Genomic DNA, 22,669 nt, shown 5'->3' with positions numbered 1-22,669 from the left:
AAGTTCCAAAAATCCAGAGCGCGAACACGTGGCCGTCTACACCGAGGTATCCGACGCGGCGCTCGCCGACTTCCTGTCGGCCTACGCGATCGGCGGCCTGCTCTCCTACAAGGGCATCGCCGAGGGCGTCGAGAACTCGAACTTCTTCCTGCACACGACCGACGGCGCCTACATCCTGACGCTCTACGAGAAGCGCGTCCGGGAGCAGGACCTGCCGTTCTTCATCGGTCTGATGGAGCACCTCTCGGCCCGTGGCCTCGCCTGCCCGCAGCCAGTCCGGGACCGGACCGGCCAGGCTCTCGGCCAGCTCTGCGGCCGGCCCGCCGCCATCGTGAGCTTCCTGGAGGGCGTCTCCGTCAAGGCGCCGGGCGCCGAGCATTGCCGGGAACTCGGCCGGGCGCTGGCCGCGCTCCACGAGGCCGGCCGGGACTTCGCCATGGTGCGGGAGAACAGCCTCTCGGTCTCGTCCTGGCGGCCGCTCTTCGCACAGGCCGAGGCCCAGGCCGATTCGGTCGAGCCCGGCCTCGCGGAGCGGACCCGGGCCGACCTCGCCGTTCTTGAGGCGCACTGGCCCCGCGATCTGCCGGGCGGCGTGATCCACGCCGACCTGTTCACCGACAACGTGTTCTTCATCGGCGACGCGCTGTCGGGCCTGATCGACTTCTACTTCGCCTGCACGGATGCGTTCGCGTACGACCTCGCGGTCTGCCTCAACGCGTGGTGCTTCGACCCCGACGGAACCTTCCACCGCGACAGGGCGGCGGCCCTGATCGCCGGCTACGAGGCCGTGCGGCCGCTCGAACCCGTTGAGGTCGCTGCCCTGCCGATCCTGTGCCGGGGCGCCGCCCTGCGCTTCATGCTGACCCGCCTGGTCGACTGGCTGAACGTGCCGCCGGGCGCCCTGGTGAAGCCCAAGGACCCGCGGGAATTCGATCGCCGGCTCACCTTCCACCGGCAGGCGCGGGACGCCCGGGATTACGGATGGGCGGGCTGAGACGCGGATGAGCACTCGGCCGTGCCGGCGACCCGTCAAACAACCGGGTCGCCGCGTGGCCGTGGCAGCAATGCTGCCGTTCAACCGGCGGTGAGCGCGGAGCCCGGACCCGGAGGGACACGCCGGAGGCGGGCAATCCAGAGCTGATGACGCGCCACGATCTTGCACCGATGCGGATCTGGGTTCCGGGCTCGCCTGCGGCGCCCCGGAATGACGGGGCACGCGGTCGCGATGCTTTCCTACGGAGACGAGGATCAAGCGATCTGCGCATCCCTTCGCCCGCAGGGGGGCGGGAGAGGCGCGGAACGAATGGCCCTCGCTTCCGAACAAGTCGCCGAGCCGCTCAGTCGGTCTGCCCGTCGAGGCCCAGCCAGTGGCGGCCGTCACGCGCCAGGAGGTCGTCGGCCTCCTTCGGGCCGGTGCTCCCGGCCGGGTAGAAGGCCACCTCCGCCTGCGGCCAGCCCTTGAGCAGCGGCTCCACCGCAGCCCAGCCGGCCTCGATGTTGTCGGCGCGCTGGAACAGCGTCGCATCGCCGGTCATGCAATCGTAGAGCAGCGTCTCGTAGCCGACATTCGGCCGGTCGGCGAAGAAGTCCTTGTAGTGGAAGCCGGAGCGGACCCGGCCGATCTTCATCTGCGGCCCCGGCACCTTGACGTTGAACTCGGTGCTGACCCCGTGGTCGGGATCGATCAGGATCCGCATCACGGTCGGCCCGAGATCGGCGGTCGGCGTGTCCTCGAACATCTTGAACGGGGCGGGCTTGAACAGGATCGCGATCTCGGTGCGCCGCCCGGTCATGCGCTTGCCGGTGCGGATGTAGAACGGCACGCCGGCCCAGCGCCAATTCTCGATGTGGAGCTTCAACGCGATGTAGGTCTCGGTGACCGAGTCCTTGGCGACCTGCGGCTCGTCCCGGTAGGCCGGGACGTCGCGCCCCTCCGAGGTGCCGGCCGTGTACTGCCCACGCACCGCGTCCTCGGGCGGGATCGGCCGCACGGCCTCGGCGAGCTTTGCCTTCTCGGTGCGCACGGCCTCGGCGTCGAAGGAGTTCGGCGGCTCCATCCCGACCATGCAGAGCAGCTGGAACATGTGGTTCGGCACCATGTCGCGCAGCGCCCCGGTCGGCTCGTAGAAGCCGCCGCGCTCCTCGACGCCGACCGTCTCGGCGGCGGTGATCTGGATGCTGTCGATATATTCCCGCCGCCAGACCGGCTCGAGCAGGCCGTTGGCGAAGCGGAACGCCATGATCGACTGCACGGTCTCCTTACCCAGGAAGTGGTCGATCCGGTAGAACTGGCTCTCGTCGCCCTGTTTGAGGATCCGGGCATTGAGCGCCCGGGCCGAGTCGAGATCGGAGCCGAACGGCTTCTCGATGACCACGCGGCGGAAGCTGTCGCCCTCTTGCTTGAGCAGCCCGGCCTGGCCGAGCCCGTCCACGATGGTCCCGAAGAAGCGCGCCGCCACCGCGCAGTAGAACACCGCGCTGCCGGAAACCCGCTGCTTCACGGCCGCGTAGGTCTCGGGCTTCTCGAAATCGCCTTTGAGGTAGTGGAGCCGGTCCCGGATGAAGCCCCAGCTCGTCGGGTCGATGTGGTCGGCGTGGAACTCGGAGGTCGGGTCCTTGCTGAACGCCTCCAAGGTCCGGGTGAGGTTTTCGCGCAGGGATTCGTCGGTGCCGTCGTTGTGATCGATGCCGAGGATCGAGAAGCCCTCAGACAGGAGCCCGGCCCCTGCCAGATTGTAGAGCGAGGGCATCAGCAGGCGCTTGGTCAGGTCGCCGCCGGCCCCGAAGATCACCAGCGTGCAGGTCGGCGCCGGCTTGGTGCCGCAGGCCGCCTTGTCGTTGAGGGCTGTCGTCGGCTCGGCCATCCCTGACTCCCGTGTGGCTGCGGTGCAGCAAACCGGCCTGACAACCCGCCGCGGCGAGGCCCGTTCCGGTACCCGTTGGGCTATGCTGCGCCGAGTCTAGGATCAAGGAACCCCGCATGCATAGCCATTCCCTCGAACCCTGGACGCACGGCCACGTCTTCCTGGGCGACCGGCACGATCGCCACGCCCGCCGGACCTGGGCGGTCGTCGCGCTCACGGCCGCCACCATGGTCGCCGAGATCCTCGGCGGCACGTGGTTCGGCTCCATGGCGCTGGTCGCCGACGGCTGGCACATGTCGACCCACGCGGCGGCGCTGGGCATCGCGGCGCTCGCCTACCATTTCGCCCGACGACACGCGGACGATCCGCGCTTCAGCTTCGGCACCGGCAAGTTCGGGGATCTGGCGGCCTTCGCCAGCGCGATCATCCTCGGGCTCATCGCGCTGCTGATCGGGGCCGAGAGCCTCGACCGTCTGCTGCACCCGGTGGCGATCGGCTTCGGACCGGCGATCCCGATCGCCGTCGTGGGGCTCGCCGTGAACCTCGCCAGCGTCTGGCTGCTCCACGACGATCACAACGCCGAAGACGGCGGGCACACCCACGGGGGACACGCGCACGGCGGCCATTCCCACGGGAGCCACGCCCACGCGGGACACGGCGGACACGACACCAACTTCCGGGCCGCCTACATCCACGTGCTCGCAGACGCGCTCACCTCGGTCCTGGCCATCGCGGCCCTGCTCGGCGGGCGCTATCTCGGCCTTGCCTGGCTCGATCCGGCTATGGGGCTGGTCGGCACGGCGGTGATCCTGGCGTGGTCGTGGAGCCTCCTGCGCACAGCCGGCCTCGTGCTCCTCGACGCCCGGCCCTCGGCCGCGGCCACCCGGGAGATCCGGGAGCGGCTGGAGACCGGCGGCGACCGGATCAGCGACCTGCATCTCTGGCAGGTCGGGCCGGGCCACCGCGCTGCCGTGATCGCCCTCGTCAGCGATGATCCGCAGCCGCCCGCCCACTACAAGGCACGGCTGGCCGGGATGAGGGGGCTGAGCCACGTCACCGTGGAGGTCCAGCCCTGCCAGGGGCATGCGGCGGTGGCCTGAGAGGAGCACACTCCGCGTCGGCAACGCACGGCGGTCTTCCAACCCACCCCCTCATACTGAGGTGCTGAGCACAGCGGAGGCCGCGAAGGAGACCTCCGGTTGATCGCGCGCTCCCTGGAGCGCTCCTTCGAGGCCTGCTGGCGCGGGCGCCTCAGGATGAGGGCGGAGGGTGGGAAGGTCTGCGTCGAACAGGCTACGAAATTGTCCGACGCACCCTACTCGTCCGGGCGGACCGCCTGACCGCCCCGGTCGATCGGCAGACTCGGACCCTTCAGCTCGGAATCGCTCGGCAGGGCGCGCACGTCCCAGCCGCCGCCGAGCGCCCGGATCAGCGTCACCGCCGCGGTGAAGCGGCTCAGCCGTACCTGGAGGGCGTTGACCTCGTTGGTTACCAGCAGGTTCTGCGCGGTCACCACGGTGGTGAAGTTCTGGGTGCCGGCCCGGTACTCGTTGAGGGTGATCTCCACGGCCTTGCGCGACAGGTCCACGGCGGTGTCCTGCGCCCCCTGCTGCTGGCCGAGGATGCGTAGCGCGGCCATCTGGTTCTCGACCTCGGCGAAGGCCGACAATACCACCTGCCGGTAATTGGCCACCGCGGCGTCGTAGCCGGCCTCGGCCGAGCGCAGCGCCGCCGTGCGGGCGCCGCCGTCGAACAGCACCTCGCTGCCGGAGGCCGCCACCGACCAGACCTGATTGGCCGCCGAGAGCAGGCCGTTGCGGGTCGCCCCGGAGATCCCGCCCTGGGCCGAGATCGTCACGGTCGGGAAGAAGGCCGCCACCGCCACGCCGATGCGCTCGCTCTGCGCCTGGACGAGCCGCTCGGCCTGGGCCACGTCCGGCCGCCGCTCCAGAAGATCGCCCGGGATCCCGACCGGCACCCCGGGGGGATTGCGCCCGATGCCGGCCACCGGGATCGACACCTCGGAGGGTGGCCGCCCGATCAGGGTGGCGATGGCGTTGACGTACTGCACCCGGGTCAGGCGCACCGCGATGGCCTGCGCCTGGATGGTCTGGACCTGGGTCTGGGCGGTGATCACGTCGGAGCGGGCCGCGACGCCGGCGGCGTACTGGTTCTCGGTGATCGCCAGGGTCTTCTTGAAGTTCTCGACATTCTCGTCGAGCACCTTCTGCAAGGCATCCGCGTAGCGCACCGTCAGGTAATCCGCCGCGATCTCGGCCTGGATGGACAGGCGGGTCAGCGCGATCGTGGCGGCGTCGGATTGCGCCAGGGCCGCCTCGCTCTCGATGTTGCGGCGAGTGCCGCCGAACAGGTCGAGTTCCCAGCTCGCCTGGCCGATCAGCGCCACGTTGGTCCGCGTGGTGGTGCCGCTGCCGGTCCGGGTGATGCTCGGCGCGCCGATCACCGTCGGGTACAGGGCGGCCTGTGCGGAGGCGACCAGCGCCCGCGCCTGCCGGTAATTCGCCACCGCCTGCCGGAGGGACTGGTTGTCGACGTCGACCAGGCGGATCAGCCGATCCAGCGTCGGATCCCGGAACACCCGCCACCAGTCGCCGCGCTCGACGGCGTCGCTCGGCCGGGCCTCGCGCCAGCCCTTCTTCCGCGCCGCGACGTAGGCCGGGCTGTCCTCCCGGACGCCGCCCTGCTTGTAGGCGAGGGGCGTCTCCACGGAGGGCCGGGCGTAGTCGGGGCCGACCACGCAGCCGGCGAGGAGCGGGGCGGCGAGGAGGAGGGACGCGAGGGTGCGGCACCGGCGATCGGCAGCGGCGAGTTGGTGACTCGACGGTCCGACGGAAGCAGGCGTGATGCCCACTCGCGCCCTCATCCTGAGGTGCCGGAGCACAGCGGAGGCCTCGAAGGAGGGCTCCAGCTGATTGTGCGATCCCTGGAACCCTCCTTCGAGGCCCGCTGGCGCGGGCGCCTCAGGATGGGGGCGTCGGTTGGACAGATGCTCACACCCGGCCGGAGCCGCCGCTGTTTCACGTGAAACCTTAACCATCATTCCCCGGCCGGCAGCGCCGCTTCTCCGCCCCGTCCGGCGCGCCTGCGGCGGTTGAGCACCCTGTGCCGGAGGCGATCGAGGGTGAGGTAGACGACGGGGGTGGTGTAGAGGGTCAGGATCTGGCTCACAATCAGGCCGCCGACGATGGCGATGCCGAGCGGCCGGCGCAGCTCCGCGCCCTCGCCGTTGGCCAGGATCAGCGGCACGGCGCCGAGCATGGCCGCCAGCGTCGTCATCATGATCGGCCGGAAGCGCAGGAGACAGGCCTCCCGGATCGCGTCCACGGGATTTGCGCCCCGGGTCCGCTCGGCGTCGATCGCCACGTCGATCATCATGATCGCGTTCTTCTTCACGATGCCGATCAGCAGGAAGACCGCAATCAGCGCGATGATGGTGAAGTCGGTGCCGGTCACCAGCAGGGCCAGCACCGCGCCGACGCCGGCCGACGGCAGGGTCGAGAGGATCGTCAGCGGGTGCACGAAGCTCTCGTACAGGATTCCCAGCACGGCGTAGACCGCCAGGATCGCCGCCAGGATCAGAAGCGGCTGGCGCGAGGCCGAGGCGACGTAGTTCTTGGCCGCGCCGGCATACTCGCCGTGGATCGTCGCCGGAAGGCGTAGGGAGGCCATCGCCTGGTCGATGGCCGCGGTGGCGTCCGACAGGCTCTTGCCCGGCGCGAGGTTGAACGAGATCGTGGTCGCCACGAACAGGCCCTGGTGGCTGACCTGCACGGGCGCATTCCCCGGCTCGATCCGCGCGAAGGCCGAGAGCGGCACCATCGTCTCCTTGGCGGCCGAGACCGGGGCGCTCGACGAGGCGCCGCCCTTGCTCGCCGCGATCGCGTTGGAGGACGCGTTGCGGGCCGAGTCGGAGGCGATCGCGGCGGCGTTCGACGCCGTGTCGGCCGTGCTGGCCGAGGCCGCCGCACCCGTGCTGCCGGGGGCGCCGCCGACCGCGCCGGTGCCGGCGGCGGCGCCCCCGGCACTCGTGGTCGCCGACGACGCGCTGCCGGGGCTGCTCGTGCCGGTCGCCGCGTTGGTGTTGACGCTGCCGCCCGCCGCGACGGTGCCGGCCACCGCGTTGGTGGTCGCCGAGCCGGCCGCGTTGCCGCCCGAGGTCGAGACGTAGATCTGCTTGAGCGTCTCCGGCGTCTCCAGGTAGCGCGGCGCGATCTCCATCACGACGTGGTACTGGTTCAGCGGGTTGTAGATCGTCGAGACCTGGCGCTGGCCGAAGGCGTCGTAGAGCGTGTTGTCGATCTTGTTCGGGGTGATGCCGTAGCGGAACGCGGTCGCCCGGTCGATCACCACCCGGCTCTCCAGCCCGCCCTCCTGCTGGTCGGAGGTGACGTCCGCGAAGGTCGGGTCCTTCTGCAGGGCGGCGAGCAGCTTCGGGGCGGCGGCGAACAGCTCCTCGGCGGTGTCGCCCTGGAGGGTGTACTGATACTGGGCGAAGCTCTGGCGGCCGCCCATCTGCAGGTCCTGGCGGGGGAAGACGTAGAGCCGCGCGCCCGCGACCTGTGCCAGCTTCGGCCGAAGCCGCGCCATCACGGTGGAGATCGGCGCCCGCGCGTTGAGCGGCTTCAGCCCGACGAAGACGTTGGCCGAGTTGGTGCCCCGGCCGCCCGTGAAGCCGACCACGCTCTCGACCGCCGGATCGGCGCCGACGATCGCGGTCGCCTGCTTGAGCTTCTTCTCCATCGATTGGAACGAGATGCGCTGGTCGGCCTGGATGCCGCCCATCATCTGGCCGGTATCCTGCTCGGGGAAGAAGCCCTTCGGGACGATGATGTAGAGGTAGACGTTGAGTCCGACCGTGGCGAGCAGGCTCAGCAGGACGAGGCGCGGATGGGCGAGCGCCACCTCCAGCGTCCGCGCGTAGGCGCGGAGCAGCCCCGAGAAGCCGCCCTCCAGCATCCGGATCAGCCGGTTCGGCCGGCGCCCCGAAGCGGGTGCCCCGTCCGGACCGTGCCCCTCGGCGCGCAGCAGCCGGGCGCACATCATCGGCGTCGTGGTGAGCGACAGGACCAGGGAGATCAGGATCGACAGCGACAGGGTGACGGAGAATTCCTGGAAGATGCGGCCGACGAGGCCGCCCATCAGCAGGATCGGCAGGAACACCGCGATGAGCGACAGGCTCATCGAGATCACCGTGAAGCCGACCTCCCGGGCGCCGATCAAGGCCGCCTGGAGCCGGGGCTTGCCCTCCTCGATGTGCCGCTGGACGTTCTCCAGCACCACGATGGCGTCGTCGACCACGAAGCCAGTGCCGATGATCAGCGCGGTGAGGGACAGGATGTTGAGCGAGTAGCCGAGCAGGTACATCGCCGAGAAGGTGCCGATGATCGAGATCGGCACCGCGACCGCCGGGATCAGCGTGGCCCGCCAGGAGCGCAGGAAGCCGAACACCACCAGGATCACGAGGCCGACCGCCACCAGCAGCGTCTCCTCGGTGGCCGAGAGCGAGGCGCGGATCGTGGCGCTGCGGTCGCCCGTGAGCTTGATGTCGATGCCGCCGGGCAGGGCCGCGGTGATCTGCGGCAGCGCCTCCTTCACGGCGTTGATCGTCTCGACCACGTTGGCGCCGGGCTGCTTGTAGACGAACAGCAGCACGCCCGGCTCGCCGTTGACGATGCCGAGGTTGCGCTTGTCCTCGACGCCGTCGAGCACCTGGCCGACATCGGTGAGCTTCACCGCCGCGCCGTTGCGGTAGGCCACGATGATGTCGCGGTAATCGGCGGCCTTGCGGCCCTGGTCGTTGGCGTAGAGCTGGTAGCGGCGGGGGCCGACGTCGATCTCGCCCTTGGGCGAGTTGGCGTTGGCCGAGGCCAGCGCCGCCCGGATGCCCTCGAGGCCGATGCCGTAGTTGAACAGGGCCGTGGGATCGAGTTCGACCCGCACCGCCGGCAGGGACGAGCCGCCGATATCGACGTTGCCGACGCCGGGCAGCTGCGACAGCTTCTGCTGCACGACGGTGGCGGCGGAATCGTAGACCTGGCCGCGGGTCAGCGTCTGCGAGGTCATGCCGAGGATGATGATCGGCGTGTCGGCGGGGTTGAACTTGCGGTAGGTCGGGTTCTGCCGGAGCGCCGCGGGCAGGTCGGCGCGCGCCGCGTTGATCGCGGCCTGGACGTCGCGGGCCGCCCCGTCGATGTCGCGGTTGAGGCCGAACAGCAGCACGATCCGGGTGGAGCCCAGCGTGTTGGTCGACGTCATCTCGTTGACGTCCGCGATGGCGCCGAGCCGCCGCTCCAGGGGCGCCGCCACGGTGGCGGCCATGGTGTCGGGCGAGGCGCCGGCCATCTGCGCCTGGACGAGGATGACGGGGAAGTCGATCTGCGGCAGCGGCGCCACCGGCAGCTTCAGGAAGGCGAACAGCCCGGCGAGCAGCACGCCGATCGTGAGCAGCGTGGTCGCCACCGGCCGCCGGATGAACGGCTCGGAGATGTTCACGGGAGCGCCCCGCCGCCCGCGAGATCCGGATCGCGTCGCCCGGAAATCCGCCGCTCCAGCCGGTCGAACGCCAGGTAGATCACCGGCGTCGTGAACAGCGTCAGCACCTGGCTGACGATCAGGCCGCCCGCGATGCAGATGCCGAGCGGCTGGCGCAGCTCCGAGCCCACGCCGGTGCCGAGGATCAGCGGCACCGCAGCGAACAGGGCCGCCAGCGTCGTCATCAGGATCGGCCGGAAGCGCAGGAGGCAGGCCTGAAAGATCGCCTCCCGAGGCTCCAGCCCGTCCTCGCGCTCCGCCTGGAGCGCGAAGTCGATCATCATGATGGCATTCTTCTTCACGATGCCGATCAGCAGCACGATGCCGATCACCGCGATGATGTCGAGGGACAGGCCGAACAGCATCAGGCCGAGCAGCGCCCCGATCCCCGCCGACGGCAGGGTCGAGAGGATCGTGATCGGGTGGATGAAGCTCTCGTAGAGCACGCCCAGCACGATGTAGACCGTCACGATCGCCGCCAGCACGAGGAACAGCTCGTTGCCGAGCGCCGACTGGAAGGCGAAGACCGAGCCCTGCGGCACCACCCGGAACGAGGGCGGCAGGCCGATCTCGGCCTTGACCCGGTCGATCGCCTCGACGCCCTGTCCGAGGGCCGCGCCCGGCGCGAGGTTGAACGACACGGTGGTGGCCGGGAACTGGCCGAGATGGGAGATCAGCAGCGGCGCCCGCCGCTCGCTGATCCGCGCCACGGCCGACAGCGGCACCTGACCGTTCGCCGCCGTGGAGGAGGGCAGGTAGATCGCGTCGAGGCTACGCAGGGTCGTGTGCAGCTTCGGATCGGCCTCCAGGATCACCCGGTACTGGTTCGACTGGGTGAAGATCGTCGAAATGATCCGCTGTCCGAAGGCGTCGTAGAGGGCGTTGTCGATCGTCGCCGGGGTGATGCCGTAGCGGCCGGCGGTGGGCCGGTCGATGGTCACGTAGGCGGCGAGCCCTTGGCCCTGGTGGTCGCTCGCCACGTCGGTGACCACGGGCGATTTCGCCAGCGCCTCGGTGAAGCGCGGCACCCAGGTCTCGAAATCGTCGATGTTCGGGCTCTCGAGGATCACCTGGTACTGGGTCGCCGAGACCGCCGTGTCGATGGTCAGGTCCTGGACCGGCTGCATGTAGAGCCGCATGCCGGGCGCGTCCGCGGCCGCCGCCGAGATCCGCCGGATGATCGCGCTGGCAGACGCCGTGCGCTCCTCCCGGGGCTTCAGGTTGATCAGCATCCGGCCGGAATTGAGCGTGACGTTCTGGCCGTCGACGCCGATGAACGACGACAGGCTGGCGACGTCCGGATCCTTGAGGACGATCTCGGCCATGCGCTGCTGCCGCTCGGCCATGGCGGCGTAGGAGACCGACTGGTCGGCCTGGGTGATGCCCTGGATCACGCCCGTGTCCTGCACCGGGAAGAAGCCCTTGGGGATCACCACGAACAGGTAGGCGGTGAGCGCCAGCGTGCCCAAGGCCACCAGCAGCGTCAGGCCCTGGTGGTCCAGCACCACCCGCAGGGAGCGGCCGTAAGATTCGATCGTGCCGTCGATGGCGCGCCGGCCGAGGCGGGCGATCGCGCCCTCCCGGCGGTGGCGGGTCTCGGCCTCCGGCACATGCTTCAGGAGCCGCGCGCACAGCATCGGCACCAGGGTCAGCGAGACCACCGCCGAGATGATGATCGTGGCCGCCAGCGTGATGGCGAATTCGTGGAACAGGCGCCCGACCACGTCGCCCATGAACAGGAGCGGGATCAGCACGGCGATCAGCGAGACGGTCAGCGAGATGATGGTGAAGCCGATCTCGCGGGAGCCCTTCAGCGCCGCCTCAAGGGGCGAGTCGCCGGCCTCGACGTGGCGGGCGATGTTCTCGATCACCACGATGGCGTCGTCGACCACGAAGCCGGTGGCGATGGTCAGCGCCATCAGCGACAGGTTGTCGAGGGAGAAGCCGTACAGGTCCATCACCGACAGGGCGCCGACCAGCGACAGCGGCACCGACAGGCTCGGGATCAGGGTCGCCGACAGGCTGCGCAGGAACAGGAAGATCACCAGCACGACGAGGGCGATGGCGAGGCCGAGCTCGAACTGCACGTCCTCCACGGAGGCGCGGATCGTGGTGGTGCGGTCGGTGAGCGGCGCCACCGCCACGGCGGCCGGCAGGCTCGCCTGCATCTGCGGCAGCAGCGACTTGATCTTGTCGACCGTGGCGATGACGTTGGCGCCCGGCTGGCGCTGGATGTTGAGGATCACCGCCGGCGTCGCGTCGGCCCAGGCGCCGAGCTTGGTGTTCTCCGGCCCCTCGACCACGTCGGCGACCTCCGAGAGCATCACCGGGGCGCCGTTGCGGTAGGCGATGATCGCCGAATCGTAGGCCTTCGGGTCGCGGATCTGGTCGTTGGCGTTGATCGCGTAGGACTGCTTCGGCCCGTCGATCGTGCCTTTCGGCGTGTTGACGTTGAGGTTGGTGATGGTCGTGCGCAGGTCGTCGATGTTGAGCCCGTAGGCGGCGAGCGCCCTTGCGTTGAACCGCACCCGCACGGACGGGCGCTGCCCCCCTGAGATGCTCACGAGGCCGACGCCCGCCACCTGGCTGATCTTCTGGGCGAGCCGCGATTCCGCCAGATCCCGGACCTGGGTGAGCGGCAGGGTCTTGGAGGTCAGCGCCAGCGTCAGGACCGGCGCGTCGGCCGGGTTGACCTTGGCGTAGACCGGCGGCGCCGGCAGGTCGGAGGGCAGCAGGTTGCCGGCGGCGTTGATCGCCGCCTGGACCTGCTGCTCGGCGATGTCGAGGGACAGGTCCAGGCTGAACTGCAGGGTGATGACCGAGGCGCCCGCGGAGGATTGCGAGGTCATCTGGTTGAGGTTGGCGAGCTGCCCGAACTGCCGCTCTAGGGGCGCGGTCACCGAGGAGGTCATCACCTCGGGGCTGGCGCCGGGATAGAAGGTCTGGACCTGGATCGTCGGGTAGTCGACCGCCGGCAGCGCCGAGACCGGCAGGTTCAGGTACGACACGCCGCCGACGATCAGGATCGCCAGCATCAGCAGCGTCGTGGCTACCGGGCGGAGGATGAACAGGCGGGACGGGTTCATGGGCGCGACTCGTCCGCGCCGGACAGCCTAGGCTGCAGGGAGGCTTGCATCGGACGGCATGGCCATCCCGTCCGCGCCCTCATCCTGAGGTGCCGGAGCATAGCGCGGGCCTCGAAGGAGCCCTCCAGCCGGCCGGGCGATCCCTGGAGCCCTCCTTCGCGGCGGCTCCGCGGCCCCTCAGTATGAGGAGGAGATTGGGACTGACCGTCTGGAAGCGCCTCAAGTCCGCGGAGGAGGGCGGGGAGGCCGCGGGTCTCGCGCACCAGAGCCGTCCTCACTGCGCCTGACGGCGCCGGTGCCGACGACCGCCCTCCGCTGTCCCTTGGGAATCCACCGCCGTGTCGGCGGGCGCGCCGGGCTTCACATCCCCTTTGCCGTCGGGCTTGGCCTCGGCGGCCTTCCCGTCGCCCGCGGCCGCCTGCGCGCCCTCGGTGATCCGTACGGGCGCGCCGTCCTTCAGCCGGTCGGTGCCGTCCGTGACGACGCGATCGCCCGGGTTCAGGCCGGAGGCCACCACGGTGCTGGTCCCGTCGGTCTCGCCGGTCTTGATCGGCCGGACCGTGACCTTGTTGTCCCCGTCCATCAGGTAGACGTAGGTGCCGGGCGTGCCCTGGAGCAGGCTGGAATTCGGCACCAACGTCGCGCCCCGCACCGTGTCGACGGTCAGCTTGGCGTTTACGAACTGGTTCGGGAACAGCTCCTCGTCGGCGTTGTCGAACAGGGCGCGCAGCTTCACCGTGCCAGTGGTCGTATCGATCTGGTTGTCGACCGTGTCGAGCCGGCCGGTTGCGATCTCGTGCGCGTCGCCGCGATCGTAGGCCCGCACGGTGAGCTTCGCGCCGGCGCGCACCTGCCGCATCACCCGCGACACGTCGTCCTCCGGCAGGGTGAACACCACCGAGATCGGGTGCAACTGGGTCACCACCACGATCGCCGTGGAGGCGGCCGAGATGTAGTTGCCCTGGTCGACTTGGCGCAGGCCGACCCGGCCGTCCACCGGCGACGTGATGTGCGTGTAGGCGATGTTGAGCCTCTGCTGGTCGACCAGCGCCTGGTCGGCCGCGACCGTGCCCTCGTTCTGCTTCACCAGGGCGGCCTGGGTGTCGACGTTCTGCTTCGAGATCGAATCCTGCCGGTTCAGCGTCTGGTAGCGCTGGAGGTCGAGCTTCGAGTTCTGCAAGAGAGCCTGGTCGCGGGCGAGCTGGCCCTGGTACTGGGCGAGCAGCGCTTCGTAGGGCCGGGAATCGATCTGCGCGAGTTCGTCGCCCGCCTTGACGGTCTGGCCCTCGCGGAACTTCACCTGGGTGAGATAGCCGCTGATCTGCGACTTCACCGTCACAGTGGCGAGCGGCGTCACCGTGCCGAGGCCCTGGAGGATCACCGGCATGTCGCCGGTCGTGACCTGCGCGATGCCCACCGCCTGCGGCGTGTCGGCGCCGCCGTGCCGGCCGCCGCGGCCACCGGCCCGATGGGCCGTCGCGGGCTCGGCGCCCTTGTCGGTGCGGGCCTCGTACCAGCGATGGCCGATCGCCCCGGCGCCGGCGAGCAGCACCAGGATCACGAGCCAGCGGATCGGCCGGAACCGCCGCCGCCGGACGTCGCGCGCGGGCGCCTCGCCGGGCTGGTAGGCGCGGGCGGTGTCGGTCCGGATCGGTGAACTCTCGTTCATGCCTGACTAGAGCACAGGACGATCGCCTGCGCGACCGATTGCACCCTATCCCTCACTGTCCAAACCCCCATGTCCGGTCTCCGCGGTGCCGCATGCTGCCGCGGCCCGAAGGCCCCGCCGAAGCTCACCCTCCCGTCGGGACGGCGGCGGCTCCGATCCCGCGGACGGGAGCGTAAGCCCATAAAGCTGTCCGGGACCCGAACGGCTCCTTACCGCGGCGTCATGGCCACCGGGCGGCCTCGATCGTGCGGGTTCCTCGGTGCCCGCCCAATGCGCCGTCACTAGGGCGGCGAGGTTTCAGTCGTGTTGCTGGGGGCCGCCGGCCGGCGCCGCGTAGGCGCTGAGCACCGCGCGGAACGCCGCATCTACGGGCGTGACCGGCAGGGCGCGGCGCAGGCCGAATCCGGCGCCGCCGATCAGGAGGGCCAGAAGCAGGCAGCCGAGGAGCTCGCGCGCTGTCATCCGCATGTCGGATCCCGGGCGCCGGTCCGGCGACCGGAACGGCCGGCCCCGGACATGACCAAAGGGCCACCGACCCGCAAGTCGATGACCCTTCGTGAGGACCGGAGCGGCACTCCGCTGACGGGGCGAGGGGGCGAAGCCCCATCGGCGAGAGCGCCGCTCCGACCGTGCTCTCAACCTACGATACGAGTGATGAAAGTCAACATTCGTCAGCCGGTTGTTGGGCGCCGGACAGCGCGTCTGTGCGAGTGCGCACATTCCGCATCGCGCGGCGGCCATGGTACAGGCCGGCGATGCCGAGACCCGTCATGCCGATACCTGCGACACATTTGGCCCCGGGCCGCACAGCATGAATCCCGTTTTCGCCGCGCTGCCCACGACGGTGTTCGAGACCATGTCGCGGCTCGCGCAGGTCCATGGCGCCATCAATCTCGGCCAAGGCTTTCCGGACGATCCCGGCCCCGAAGACGTGCGCGAACGGGGCGCGCGGGCGCTCCGCGACGGCTGGAACCAGTATCCGCCGATGATGGGTCTGCCGGCCCTGCGCGAGGCGGTCGCCGTCCATTACGCGCAGCATCAGGGACTGACGCTCGATCCCGAGACCGAGGTGATGGTGACCTCCGGTGCCACCGAGGCGCTCGCTGGCGCGCTGCTGGCCCTGATCGAGCCCGGCGACGAGGTCGTGCTGTTCGCGCCCATGTACGACGCCTACCTGCCGCTGGTCCGGCGGGCCGGCGGCGTGCCGCGGATCGTCGCCCTGCAGCCCCCGGCCTTCCGCCTCGACGAGGCGGCCCTGGCGGACGCGTTCGGGGACCGCACCCGGGTCGTGGTGCTGAACAATCCGCTGAACCCGAGCGCCACCCTGTTCGCCCCGGACGACCTCGCCCTGCTCGCCCGCTACTGCCAGCGCTTCGACGTCACGGCGCTGTGCGACGAGGTCTGGGAGCACGTGGTGTTCGACGGCGCCCGCCACCGGCCGCTGATGGCGCTGCCCGGGATGCGCGAGCGGACGGTCAAGATCGGCTCGGCCGGCAAGATCTTCTCGCTCACTGGCTGGAAGGTCGGCTTCGTGATGGCCGATGCCCGGCTGATGCGCGGGCTCGCCAAGGCGCACCAGTTCCTCACCTTCACGACGCCGCCGAACCTCCAGGAGGCGGTGGCCTACGGCCTGCGGAAGCCGGCCCCGTGGTTCGAGACGATGCGGGCGGGCTACGCCGCCTCCCGTGACCGGCTGGCCGGCGGCCTGCGCGACCTCGGCTTCCGGGTGCTGCCGGCCGAGGCCACGTGGTTCCTCAACATCGACATCGCGGAGTTCGGCTACGCGGACGACACGACCTTCTGCGAAGCCCTTGTCACCCGCCACGGCGTGGCGGCGATTCCAGTCAGCGCCTTCTACCCGGACACCGCCGTGCGCAGCCTCGTGCGCCTGTGCTTCGCTAAGGCCGACGCGACCCTGGACGCGGCCCTCGACCGGATGAGCGGCCTTCCCGGGAGGGCGGCGTGACGGGGACGGTCCTGGCGGCCGCCGTCCTTGCGGGGATCCGGTGCGGGGGCCACATCGTTGGGCAGGATGGCTTCCCGACGGACCCCGACCATGGATTTCACCCAGGCTCCCCGGGCCGGGCACTTCACCCGGACCGAGACTTTTCCCGGCGGCGCGGCTCCCTCCGGCGGCCGGCCGCCCTTCCTGTCGGCGGATCTCAGCCGCGAGGCGAGCCTCGCCCGGCTGGAGACGCTGGCCCACCTGATGGACACGGCCTTTGTGATCCCGGGCATCAACCGGCGGGTCGGGTTCGACGCGCTGATCGGCCTCGTGCCGGTGATCGGCGACGTGGCCGGCATGGTGATCTCATCCTTCATCGTCTACGAGGCCAAGCGCCTCGGGGCACCGCGCTGGCTGGTGGCCCGGATGGGGCTGAATGTCGCGTTCGACGGGCTGATCGGCGCGGTGCCGGTGGCGGGCGACCTGTTCGACGCCGCCTTCAAGGCCAACCGCCGCAACGTCCGGCTGCTGCGCCGCTGGATGGAGCGCAGTGGCGGCCTGCGCCCGAGCGAGATCGAGGGCACCGCGACGCGGATCGACGGCTGAGGGGCCGCGATCCGTCGCCTTGGTCGGACGATCGGTCCCACACAGCTCCGATGAGTCAGGAGAACGCGCTGTTCGACGCCTCTCCCTTCCCCCGCGAAGGGAGGAGCGGGACGCGACGTGACGGCTCTCGGAGGTCCCAGCGATGAACGAAGTCGCCCGTCCCGGCGAGAGCGAGGTCGTGCCGGCGCCGATGCCCGGCGCCCAGCCGATTGTCCTGCGTTCGGATGAGGGCGCGCCGCCGCCACCCGCTCCGGTGGGACGCCGCGGATTGTCGCCGCTCAACCGGCGCCGGCTCGACAATTTCCGCCGCAACCGCCTCGGCTACGGGTCGTTCCTGATCTTCGCCGGTCTGTTCATCCTCAGCCTGTTCGCCGAGTTCATCGCCAACGACCGGCCAATCCTGCTGTCCTACAAGGGCGAGTGGCTCGTCCCGGTTCTGGTCGACTATCCGGAGGAGAAGTTCGGCGGCTTCCTCGCCCAGACCGACTATCGCTCCTCCGAGATCCGCAAGGAGATCGCCGAGAACGGCTGGGCCCTCTGGCCGCCGATCCGCTTCTCGTACGACACGATCAACGAGGATCTGCCGACGCCGTCACCCTCGCCGCCGACCTGGATGCTCACGGACGCGCAGTGCCGGCCGGTGGCCGAGAAGCTCGGCGGCACGACCTGCGCCGACATCCCCTGGCACTGGCTCGGCACCGACAACACCACGCGGGACGTGCTGGCGCGGGTGATCTACGGGTTCCGCATCTCGGTGCTGTTCGGCCTGATCCTGGCGGCGATCTCCTCGGCCATCGGCGTGGTGGCCGGCGCCGTCCAGGGCTATTTCGGCGGCTGGGTCGATCTCGCCTTCCAGCGCTTCATCGAGGTCTGGGGCGGCATCCCCACGCTCTACCTGATCATCATCATCTCGGCCTTCATCGCCCCGGGCTTCTTCGTGCTGCTCGGGATCATGCTGCTGTTCTCCTGGGTATCTCTGGTGAGCGTCGTGCGCGCCGAGTTCCTGCGCGCCCGCAACTTCGAGTACGTCCGGGCCGCCCGGGCGCTGGGCCTGTCGAATGTTCGGATCATGGCCGTCCATCTGCTGCCGAACGCCATGGTGGCGACGCTGACCTTCCTGCCGTTCATTCTGAACGGCTCGATCACCACGCTGACCTCCCTGGACTTCCTTGGCTTCGGCCTGCCGCCGGGCTCGCCCTCGCTCGGCGAACTCCTCGCCCAGGGCAAGGACAACCTGACGGCTCCGTGGCTCGGGCTGACGGGATTCCTGGTCATCGCCGTGATGCTGAGCCTGCTCGTCTTCGCTGGCGAGGCGGTGCGCGACGCGTTCGACCCACGCAAGACCTTCGTCTGACGGACATCTGAGGTTTCCCGGGCGGCGCCTGCCGCCCGGGACCGGACGAAACGACGCGGAGTCCGGTGCTCCTCGCGAAATCTTGCGCGACGACTGCGCAGATCCTTCGCGAGACCGTGGAGCGATGATGCAGGACCCGCGAAAACACCCGCTGTGCTCGGGTGTAAAGGTCTCTCCCGTCAACGAAAACCCGCCTGCCGAACCGGCGCAGCATTCGCGCTTTTGGACGCGGTAATGCGATCCGGAAGAGCGGTCCAAGTGCCGCGAATGCAACCTTACCCTGTATACATGGTGGGTCGATGCATCCTTAGACTTTTGGTTGGTCACAGAGAATGAAAGCGATCAGCTTGCTTTTTCGCACCCGTGTCTTAACTCGCGAAAAGAGGGGATCTCATCAGGCTTCGAAGCCAAGGAAAGAGAGAATGTCTGAAGCTGCGCCGACATACCAAATGGATTTCATCGAACGGACCGTGGACGTCGTCGCGGCCTACGTCTCCAACAACTCGCTTCCCTCGGCCGAATTGCCGGCGCTGATCGCCAGCATCCATGACGCGCTGAATTCGATCGGCTCGGGTCCGTCGGCTCCGGCCGCCGAGACTGTCGAGCGGCCGACACCGGCCCAGATACGCAAGTCGATCCGCCCCGACGGCCTGATCAGCTTCATCGACGGCAAGTCGTACAAGACGCTGAAGCGCCACCTGACCAAGCATGGTCTGGATCCGCAGGGCTACCGCGAGCGCTACGGCCTGCCGTCCGACTACCCGACCACCTCGGCGAATTACTCGGCGCAGCGCTCGGCGCTGGCCAAGAGCCTGGGCCTCGGCCAGCCCGGCCGCGCGCAGGCGATCGAAGACGAACCCGTGCCCGCGGAGGAGCCGGCCGTTTCCGGCCGCGCGCAGAGCCGTCGCAAGGGCACGGCCGCCTCGGGCAAGAGCCGCGGCGCCGGCCGCAAGGTCGAGGCCGCCTGACCGAATCGGGTCGGACCGCCTGGAAACGGGCTCTCGACCGGAGAGGGTCGGGAGCCTGCCCGATTGAGGAACGCGGCCGCGATCAGGCCGCGAGCCGCCCATCCAGCGGGAACACCTTGGCGGGGTTCAGCATCCAGTCCGGATCGAACACCGCCTTGACCCGCATCTGCTGCTCCAGATCGACCTGATCGTACTGGAAGCGCATCAGCTCGCGCTTCTCGATACCGACGCCGTGCTCGCCGGTCAGGCAGCCGCCGACCTCGACGCAGAGCTTCAGGATCTCGTCGCCCGCCGCCTCGGCCTTCTGCAACTCGCCGGGCCGGTTGATGTCGAACAGGATCAGCGGGTGCAGGTTGCCGTCGCCGGCGTGGAACACGTTGGCGACCCGCAGGCCCTTCTCGGCGCAGATCGCCCCGATCCGCTCCAGCACCGGCCCGAGCTGGCCGGTGGGGATCGTGCCGTCCATGCAGATGTAGTCGGAGATCCGGCCGGTGGCCCCGAAGGCCGACTTGCGGCCCTTCCAGATCGCGGCCGATTCCGCCTCCGAGCGCGAGACCCGCACGCTGGTCGGGCGGAAATCCTTGGCGATCGTCTCGATCCGCGCCAGCATCGCGTCGCACTCGGTGTCCGAGCCCTCGACCTCGATGATCAGCATCGCCTCGGCGTCGCGGGGATAGCCGGCCTGGGCGAAGTCCTCGGTGATCAGGATCGCCTCGCGGTCCATGTACTCGATCGCCACCGGGATGATGCCGGCCGCGATGATCGCCGCGACGCAATCGCCCGCATCCTCGACCCTCGAGAAGCCGACCAGCACCGGCCGCGCCCCTTCCGCCGCGCGTAGGATCCGCACGGTCGCCTCGGTGACGATGCCGAGCTGCCCCTCCGAGCCGCAGACGAGGCCGAGCAGGTCGTAGCCGCCGCTGTCGAGGTGCTGGCCGCCGATCTCCACGACGGTGCCGTCGTTGAGCACCAGGGTGACGCCCAGGAGATTGTTGGTGGTCACGCCGTATTTGAGGCAGTGCGCGCCCCCGGAATTCATCGCGATGTTGCCGGCGATCGTGCAGGCGAGCTGGCTCGACGGGTCGGGGGCGTAGAAGAAGCCCTCGTGGCTGACCGCCCCGGAGATCGCCAGATTGGTGATGCCGCTCTGCACCCGGGCGGTGCGGTTGGCGAAGTCCATGTCGAGGACCTTGGTCATCTTGCCGACGCCGAGGATGATCGCGTCGGCCTGCGCGATGGCGCCGCCCGCCAAGGATGTCCCGGCGCCGCGGGGCACGACCCGCACGCCGTTCGCGTGGCAATAGGCCATCACGGCGGCGACCTCCGCGGTGGTCGAGGGCAGGACCACGGCGAGCGGCATCTGCCGGTATGCGGTCAGCCCGTCGGTCTCGAAGGCCCGGCGCTCGTCCTCGCTGACCACCAGCGCCTCGGGCGCGACCAGGGGCGCGAGCCCGGCCAGGATCGCCTCGCGGCGGGCGAGGATCGCGGGATCGGGGTCGGGGAAGCGGATGGTCATGGGGCTTGTGCCCTCCTAGGACCCGCGGCGCGGGATGGCGTACGGGCAGCATGGACCTCGGCGGGCGGCCCTTCAACCGGTGTGCGGCGCTGCGTCGTCCCCGCGTCACATTTCAACCACGACGGCTGCCTAGCGTCGCCGCATACGCTTCGCATCGCCGGCCGCCTTGGGCCCGGGGACCCGGCCGGACGGGCCGAGAACGGACACGATGAACGCTCCCGCCTCCAGCGCCCTGCGCGACGACCGCTACGACGCCCCGTCCGCGCATCTCGCCACCACCCGCGACCTCGGGATCCGCAGCCTCCAGCTCGGCATCGCGGCCCTGCAGGAGGCGAGCGCGGCCTTCCAGGGCCGGCTCGGCGCGGCCTTCGAGGAGGCGGTGCAGACGATCCTGCAGAGCAAGGGCCGCGTCATCGTCAGCGGCATCGGCAAGAGCGGCCATGTCGGCCGCAAGATCGCCGCGACGCTGGCCTCCACCGGCACCCACGCGTTCTTCGTCCATCCGACCGAGGCGAGCCACGGCGATCTCGGGATGATCGCCCGGGACGACGTGATCATCGCGCTGTCATGGTCGGGCGAGACCGCGGAGCTGTCCGACCTCGTCGGCTTCAGCCGCCGGTTCTCGATCCCGCTGGTCGCCATCACCCGCAACGGCGAGAGCACCCTGGGCAAGGCCGCCGACGTGCTGCTGGAGCTGCCCCGCGTGCGGGAATCCTGCCCGCACGACCTCGCGCCGACCTCCTCCAGCCTGATCCAGCTGGCGCTGGGCGACGCCCTGGCGGTGGCGCTCCTGGAGCGGCGCGGCTTCACCTCGGCGCGCTTCCACACCCTGCATCCCGGCGGGACGCTGGCGGCCCGCCTCAGGACGGTGCAGCAGGTGATGCACGGCCCCCAGGACATGCCGCTGGTCCACGAGACCGCGCTGATGTCCGAGGTGCTGATCGAGATCGCGGCGCGGCGCTACGGCTGCGTCGGCGTCACCGATGGGGCCGGGCGCCTCGTCGGCATCGTGACGGACGGCGACCTGCGCCGCCACATGGGCCCGGCGATCCTCGACACGCCGGTCTCGGCGGTCATGACCCGTGATCCGATTACCGTCGAGCCGCACAAGCTCGCCCAGGCGGCCCTGGAGTTGATGAACCGCCGGCTGATCACGGCGGTGTTCGCGGTCACCGACGGGCGGCCGGTCGGCATCGTCCACGTCCACGACCTGCTGCGCGACGGCATCGCCTGAGGCGGCTCGCGGCCGGCAGGTCCGCCGAGCCGGCGCCGCTCACAGCCGCGCCAGCAGCTCCGCCTTCTTGGTCGAGAATTCCTGATCGGTGAGCACGCCGCGCGCGTGCAGCTCCGCCAACCGGTCGATGGTCGTGAGCACGTCGTCCGAGGGGGAGGGAGCCGGCGCGCCGGCTGCCTGGATCCCGGACGGCTCCGCCGGGCGCCGGTCCGCTTGGCGAGCCCCCTTTTGGCCCGGATCCCCCTGGCGCGGGGCGGCGACCGCCGCCTCGATCCGGCGGAGGCGATCGAGCGCGACGGCGCCGGCTGGCCCGGTGAACCCGAGGCTGCCATTCGCCTGCGAGACGCCCGTGATGCGGTGCTCGCCGGTATCGTAGAGGGCGACGCCCGAGCCCGATTCGACCGCGAGCCGCCGGTGCTCCGGGAAATAGGCGTAGCGCATCCCATTCTGCGAGCCGGTGCTCGCGGGAGCGCCGAGGCCCGCCGGCCACCATTCGCCACCGCCGCGCCGCGCCGCGGGTCCCGCCTGCGAGAAGCCGCCCGCCGGCAGCGCGCCGGCCAGCTCGTCGCAGAGTGCCCCGACCCGCGCCTTCAGGGCGTCGTCGAACATCCGGCCGACCATGACCATGCCGCCGGCGAACCACTGGCCCATCCCGCCGAGATCGGGATGGTCGAACTGCGCCATCGTGCCGTGGCCGCGCTCCAGCGCCCGCACCAGATGGCGCACGGCATCGAGGCTGACGCCGTGGCGCTCGGCCACGCTGCGCAGCCCCGACGCGTGGTCGGGCCGCCCGTCACCGGAGAAATCGTCGGGTGAGGCGCTGTCGGACGGATCCATGAGCCAGCTCCCGATACGTCGCAGGGCGGACAGGATCG

Annotated in this window: 15 protein-coding genes; 7 read left to right on the top strand and 8 right to left on the bottom strand. The window is 70.1% G+C overall.

Features of this window, described 5'->3' with window-relative positions; translation table 11 throughout:
- Positions 1-28: 28 nt before the first annotated feature.
- Positions 29-994: a homoserine kinase gene (locus ABIE45_RS03765; RefSeq protein WP_192710476.1), complete on the top strand. Its 966-nt coding sequence runs from the start codon at positions 29-31 to the stop codon at positions 992-994.
- A 343-nt stretch (positions 995-1,337) separates the two neighbouring features.
- On the opposite strand, the gene zwf is transcribed toward ABIE45_RS03765, so the two are convergent.
- A complete protein-coding gene (gene zwf, locus ABIE45_RS03760) occupies positions 1,338-2,864 on the bottom strand; it encodes a glucose-6-phosphate dehydrogenase (RefSeq protein WP_192710477.1) in 1,527 nt (508 codons plus the stop codon).
- A 116-nt stretch (positions 2,865-2,980) separates the two neighbouring features.
- Here zwf and dmeF point away from each other — a divergent pair, with 116 nt between their 5' ends.
- Positions 2,981-3,964 (top strand): CDF family Co(II)/Ni(II) efflux transporter DmeF, encoded by a 984-nt coding sequence (gene dmeF / locus ABIE45_RS03755; protein ID WP_192710478.1) that lies wholly within the window; start codon positions 2,981-2,983, stop codon positions 3,962-3,964.
- 215 nt (positions 3,965-4,179) lie between these two features.
- Here dmeF and ABIE45_RS03750 read toward each other — a convergent pair whose 3' ends face one another.
- From ABIE45_RS03750 to ABIE45_RS03730, 5 genes are all read right to left on the bottom strand, one after another.
- Positions 4,180-5,736, bottom strand: a complete 1,557-nt coding sequence (locus tag ABIE45_RS03750; protein ID WP_373622150.1) for an efflux transporter outer membrane subunit — start codon at positions 5,734-5,736, stop codon at positions 4,180-4,182.
- A gap of 185 nt (positions 5,737-5,921) precedes the next feature.
- Positions 5,922-9,377, bottom strand: coding sequence for an efflux RND transporter permease subunit (locus ABIE45_RS03745; RefSeq protein ID WP_192710479.1), 3,456 nt, complete (start codon positions 9,375-9,377; stop codon positions 5,922-5,924).
- Positions 9,374-12,502: an MdtB/MuxB family multidrug efflux RND transporter permease subunit gene (locus tag ABIE45_RS03740; RefSeq protein WP_192710480.1), complete on the bottom strand. Its 3,129-nt coding sequence runs from the start codon at positions 12,500-12,502 to the stop codon at positions 9,374-9,376. The genes ABIE45_RS03745 and ABIE45_RS03740 overlap by 4 nt, the downstream gene beginning before the upstream one ends.
- Before the next feature lie 274 nt (positions 12,503-12,776).
- Positions 12,777-14,171: an MdtA/MuxA family multidrug efflux RND transporter periplasmic adaptor subunit gene (locus tag ABIE45_RS03735; RefSeq protein WP_192710481.1), complete on the bottom strand. Its 1,395-nt coding sequence runs from the start codon at positions 14,169-14,171 to the stop codon at positions 12,777-12,779.
- Positions 14,172-14,468: 297 nt separating this feature from the next.
- Positions 14,469-14,639: a hypothetical protein gene (locus ABIE45_RS03730; RefSeq protein ID WP_192710482.1), complete on the bottom strand. Its 171-nt coding sequence runs from the start codon at positions 14,637-14,639 to the stop codon at positions 14,469-14,471.
- 343 nt (positions 14,640-14,982) lie between these two features.
- Here ABIE45_RS03730 and ABIE45_RS03725 point away from each other — a divergent pair, with 343 nt between their 5' ends.
- From ABIE45_RS03725 to ABIE45_RS03710, 4 genes are all read left to right on the top strand, one after another.
- On the top strand, positions 14,983-16,137 hold the full coding sequence (locus ABIE45_RS03725; protein WP_192710483.1) for an aminotransferase: 1,155 nt from the start codon (positions 14,983-14,985) through the stop codon (positions 16,135-16,137).
- A 90-nt stretch (positions 16,138-16,227) separates the two neighbouring features.
- Complete coding sequence (locus ABIE45_RS03720; RefSeq protein ID WP_192710484.1) at positions 16,228-16,722, top strand: DUF4112 domain-containing protein; 495 nt, start codon at positions 16,228-16,230, stop codon at positions 16,720-16,722.
- A 142-nt stretch (positions 16,723-16,864) separates the two neighbouring features.
- Positions 16,865-18,076 carry an ABC transporter permease gene (locus ABIE45_RS03715; protein WP_192710485.1) on the top strand — a complete coding sequence of 404 codons (1,212 nt, stop codon included), beginning with the start codon at positions 16,865-16,867 and terminating at the stop codon, positions 18,074-18,076.
- A 422-nt stretch (positions 18,077-18,498) separates the two neighbouring features.
- Positions 18,499-19,044 carry a MucR family transcriptional regulator gene (locus ABIE45_RS03710; RefSeq protein ID WP_192710500.1) on the top strand — a complete coding sequence of 182 codons (546 nt, stop codon included), beginning with the start codon at positions 18,499-18,501 and terminating at the stop codon, positions 19,042-19,044.
- A gap of 82 nt (positions 19,045-19,126) precedes the next feature.
- On the opposite strand, the gene ABIE45_RS03705 is transcribed toward ABIE45_RS03710, so the two are convergent.
- Positions 19,127-20,560, bottom strand: coding sequence for an FAD-linked oxidase C-terminal domain-containing protein (locus ABIE45_RS03705; RefSeq protein WP_192710486.1), 1,434 nt, complete (start codon positions 20,558-20,560; stop codon positions 19,127-19,129).
- 208 nt (positions 20,561-20,768) lie between these two features.
- Between ABIE45_RS03705 and ABIE45_RS03700 the strand changes: the two genes are divergently transcribed.
- On the top strand, positions 20,769-21,794 hold the full coding sequence (locus ABIE45_RS03700; protein WP_192710487.1) for an SIS domain-containing protein: 1,026 nt from the start codon (positions 20,769-20,771) through the stop codon (positions 21,792-21,794).
- A 39-nt stretch (positions 21,795-21,833) separates the two neighbouring features.
- Here ABIE45_RS03700 and ABIE45_RS03695 read toward each other — a convergent pair whose 3' ends face one another.
- Positions 21,834-22,631 (bottom strand): SHOCT domain-containing protein, encoded by a 798-nt coding sequence (locus ABIE45_RS03695; protein ID WP_192710488.1) that lies wholly within the window; start codon positions 22,629-22,631, stop codon positions 21,834-21,836.
- Positions 22,632-22,669 lie beyond the last annotated feature (38 nt).

It is taken from the genome of Methylobacterium sp. OAE515, from assembly GCF_041806315.1.
Taxonomy (GTDB): Bacteria; Pseudomonadota; Alphaproteobacteria; order Rhizobiales; family Beijerinckiaceae; genus Methylobacterium; species Methylobacterium tardum.
Note: the sequence above shows the minus strand (reverse complement) of the source record. Positions and strands in the feature narration are given on the sequence as shown.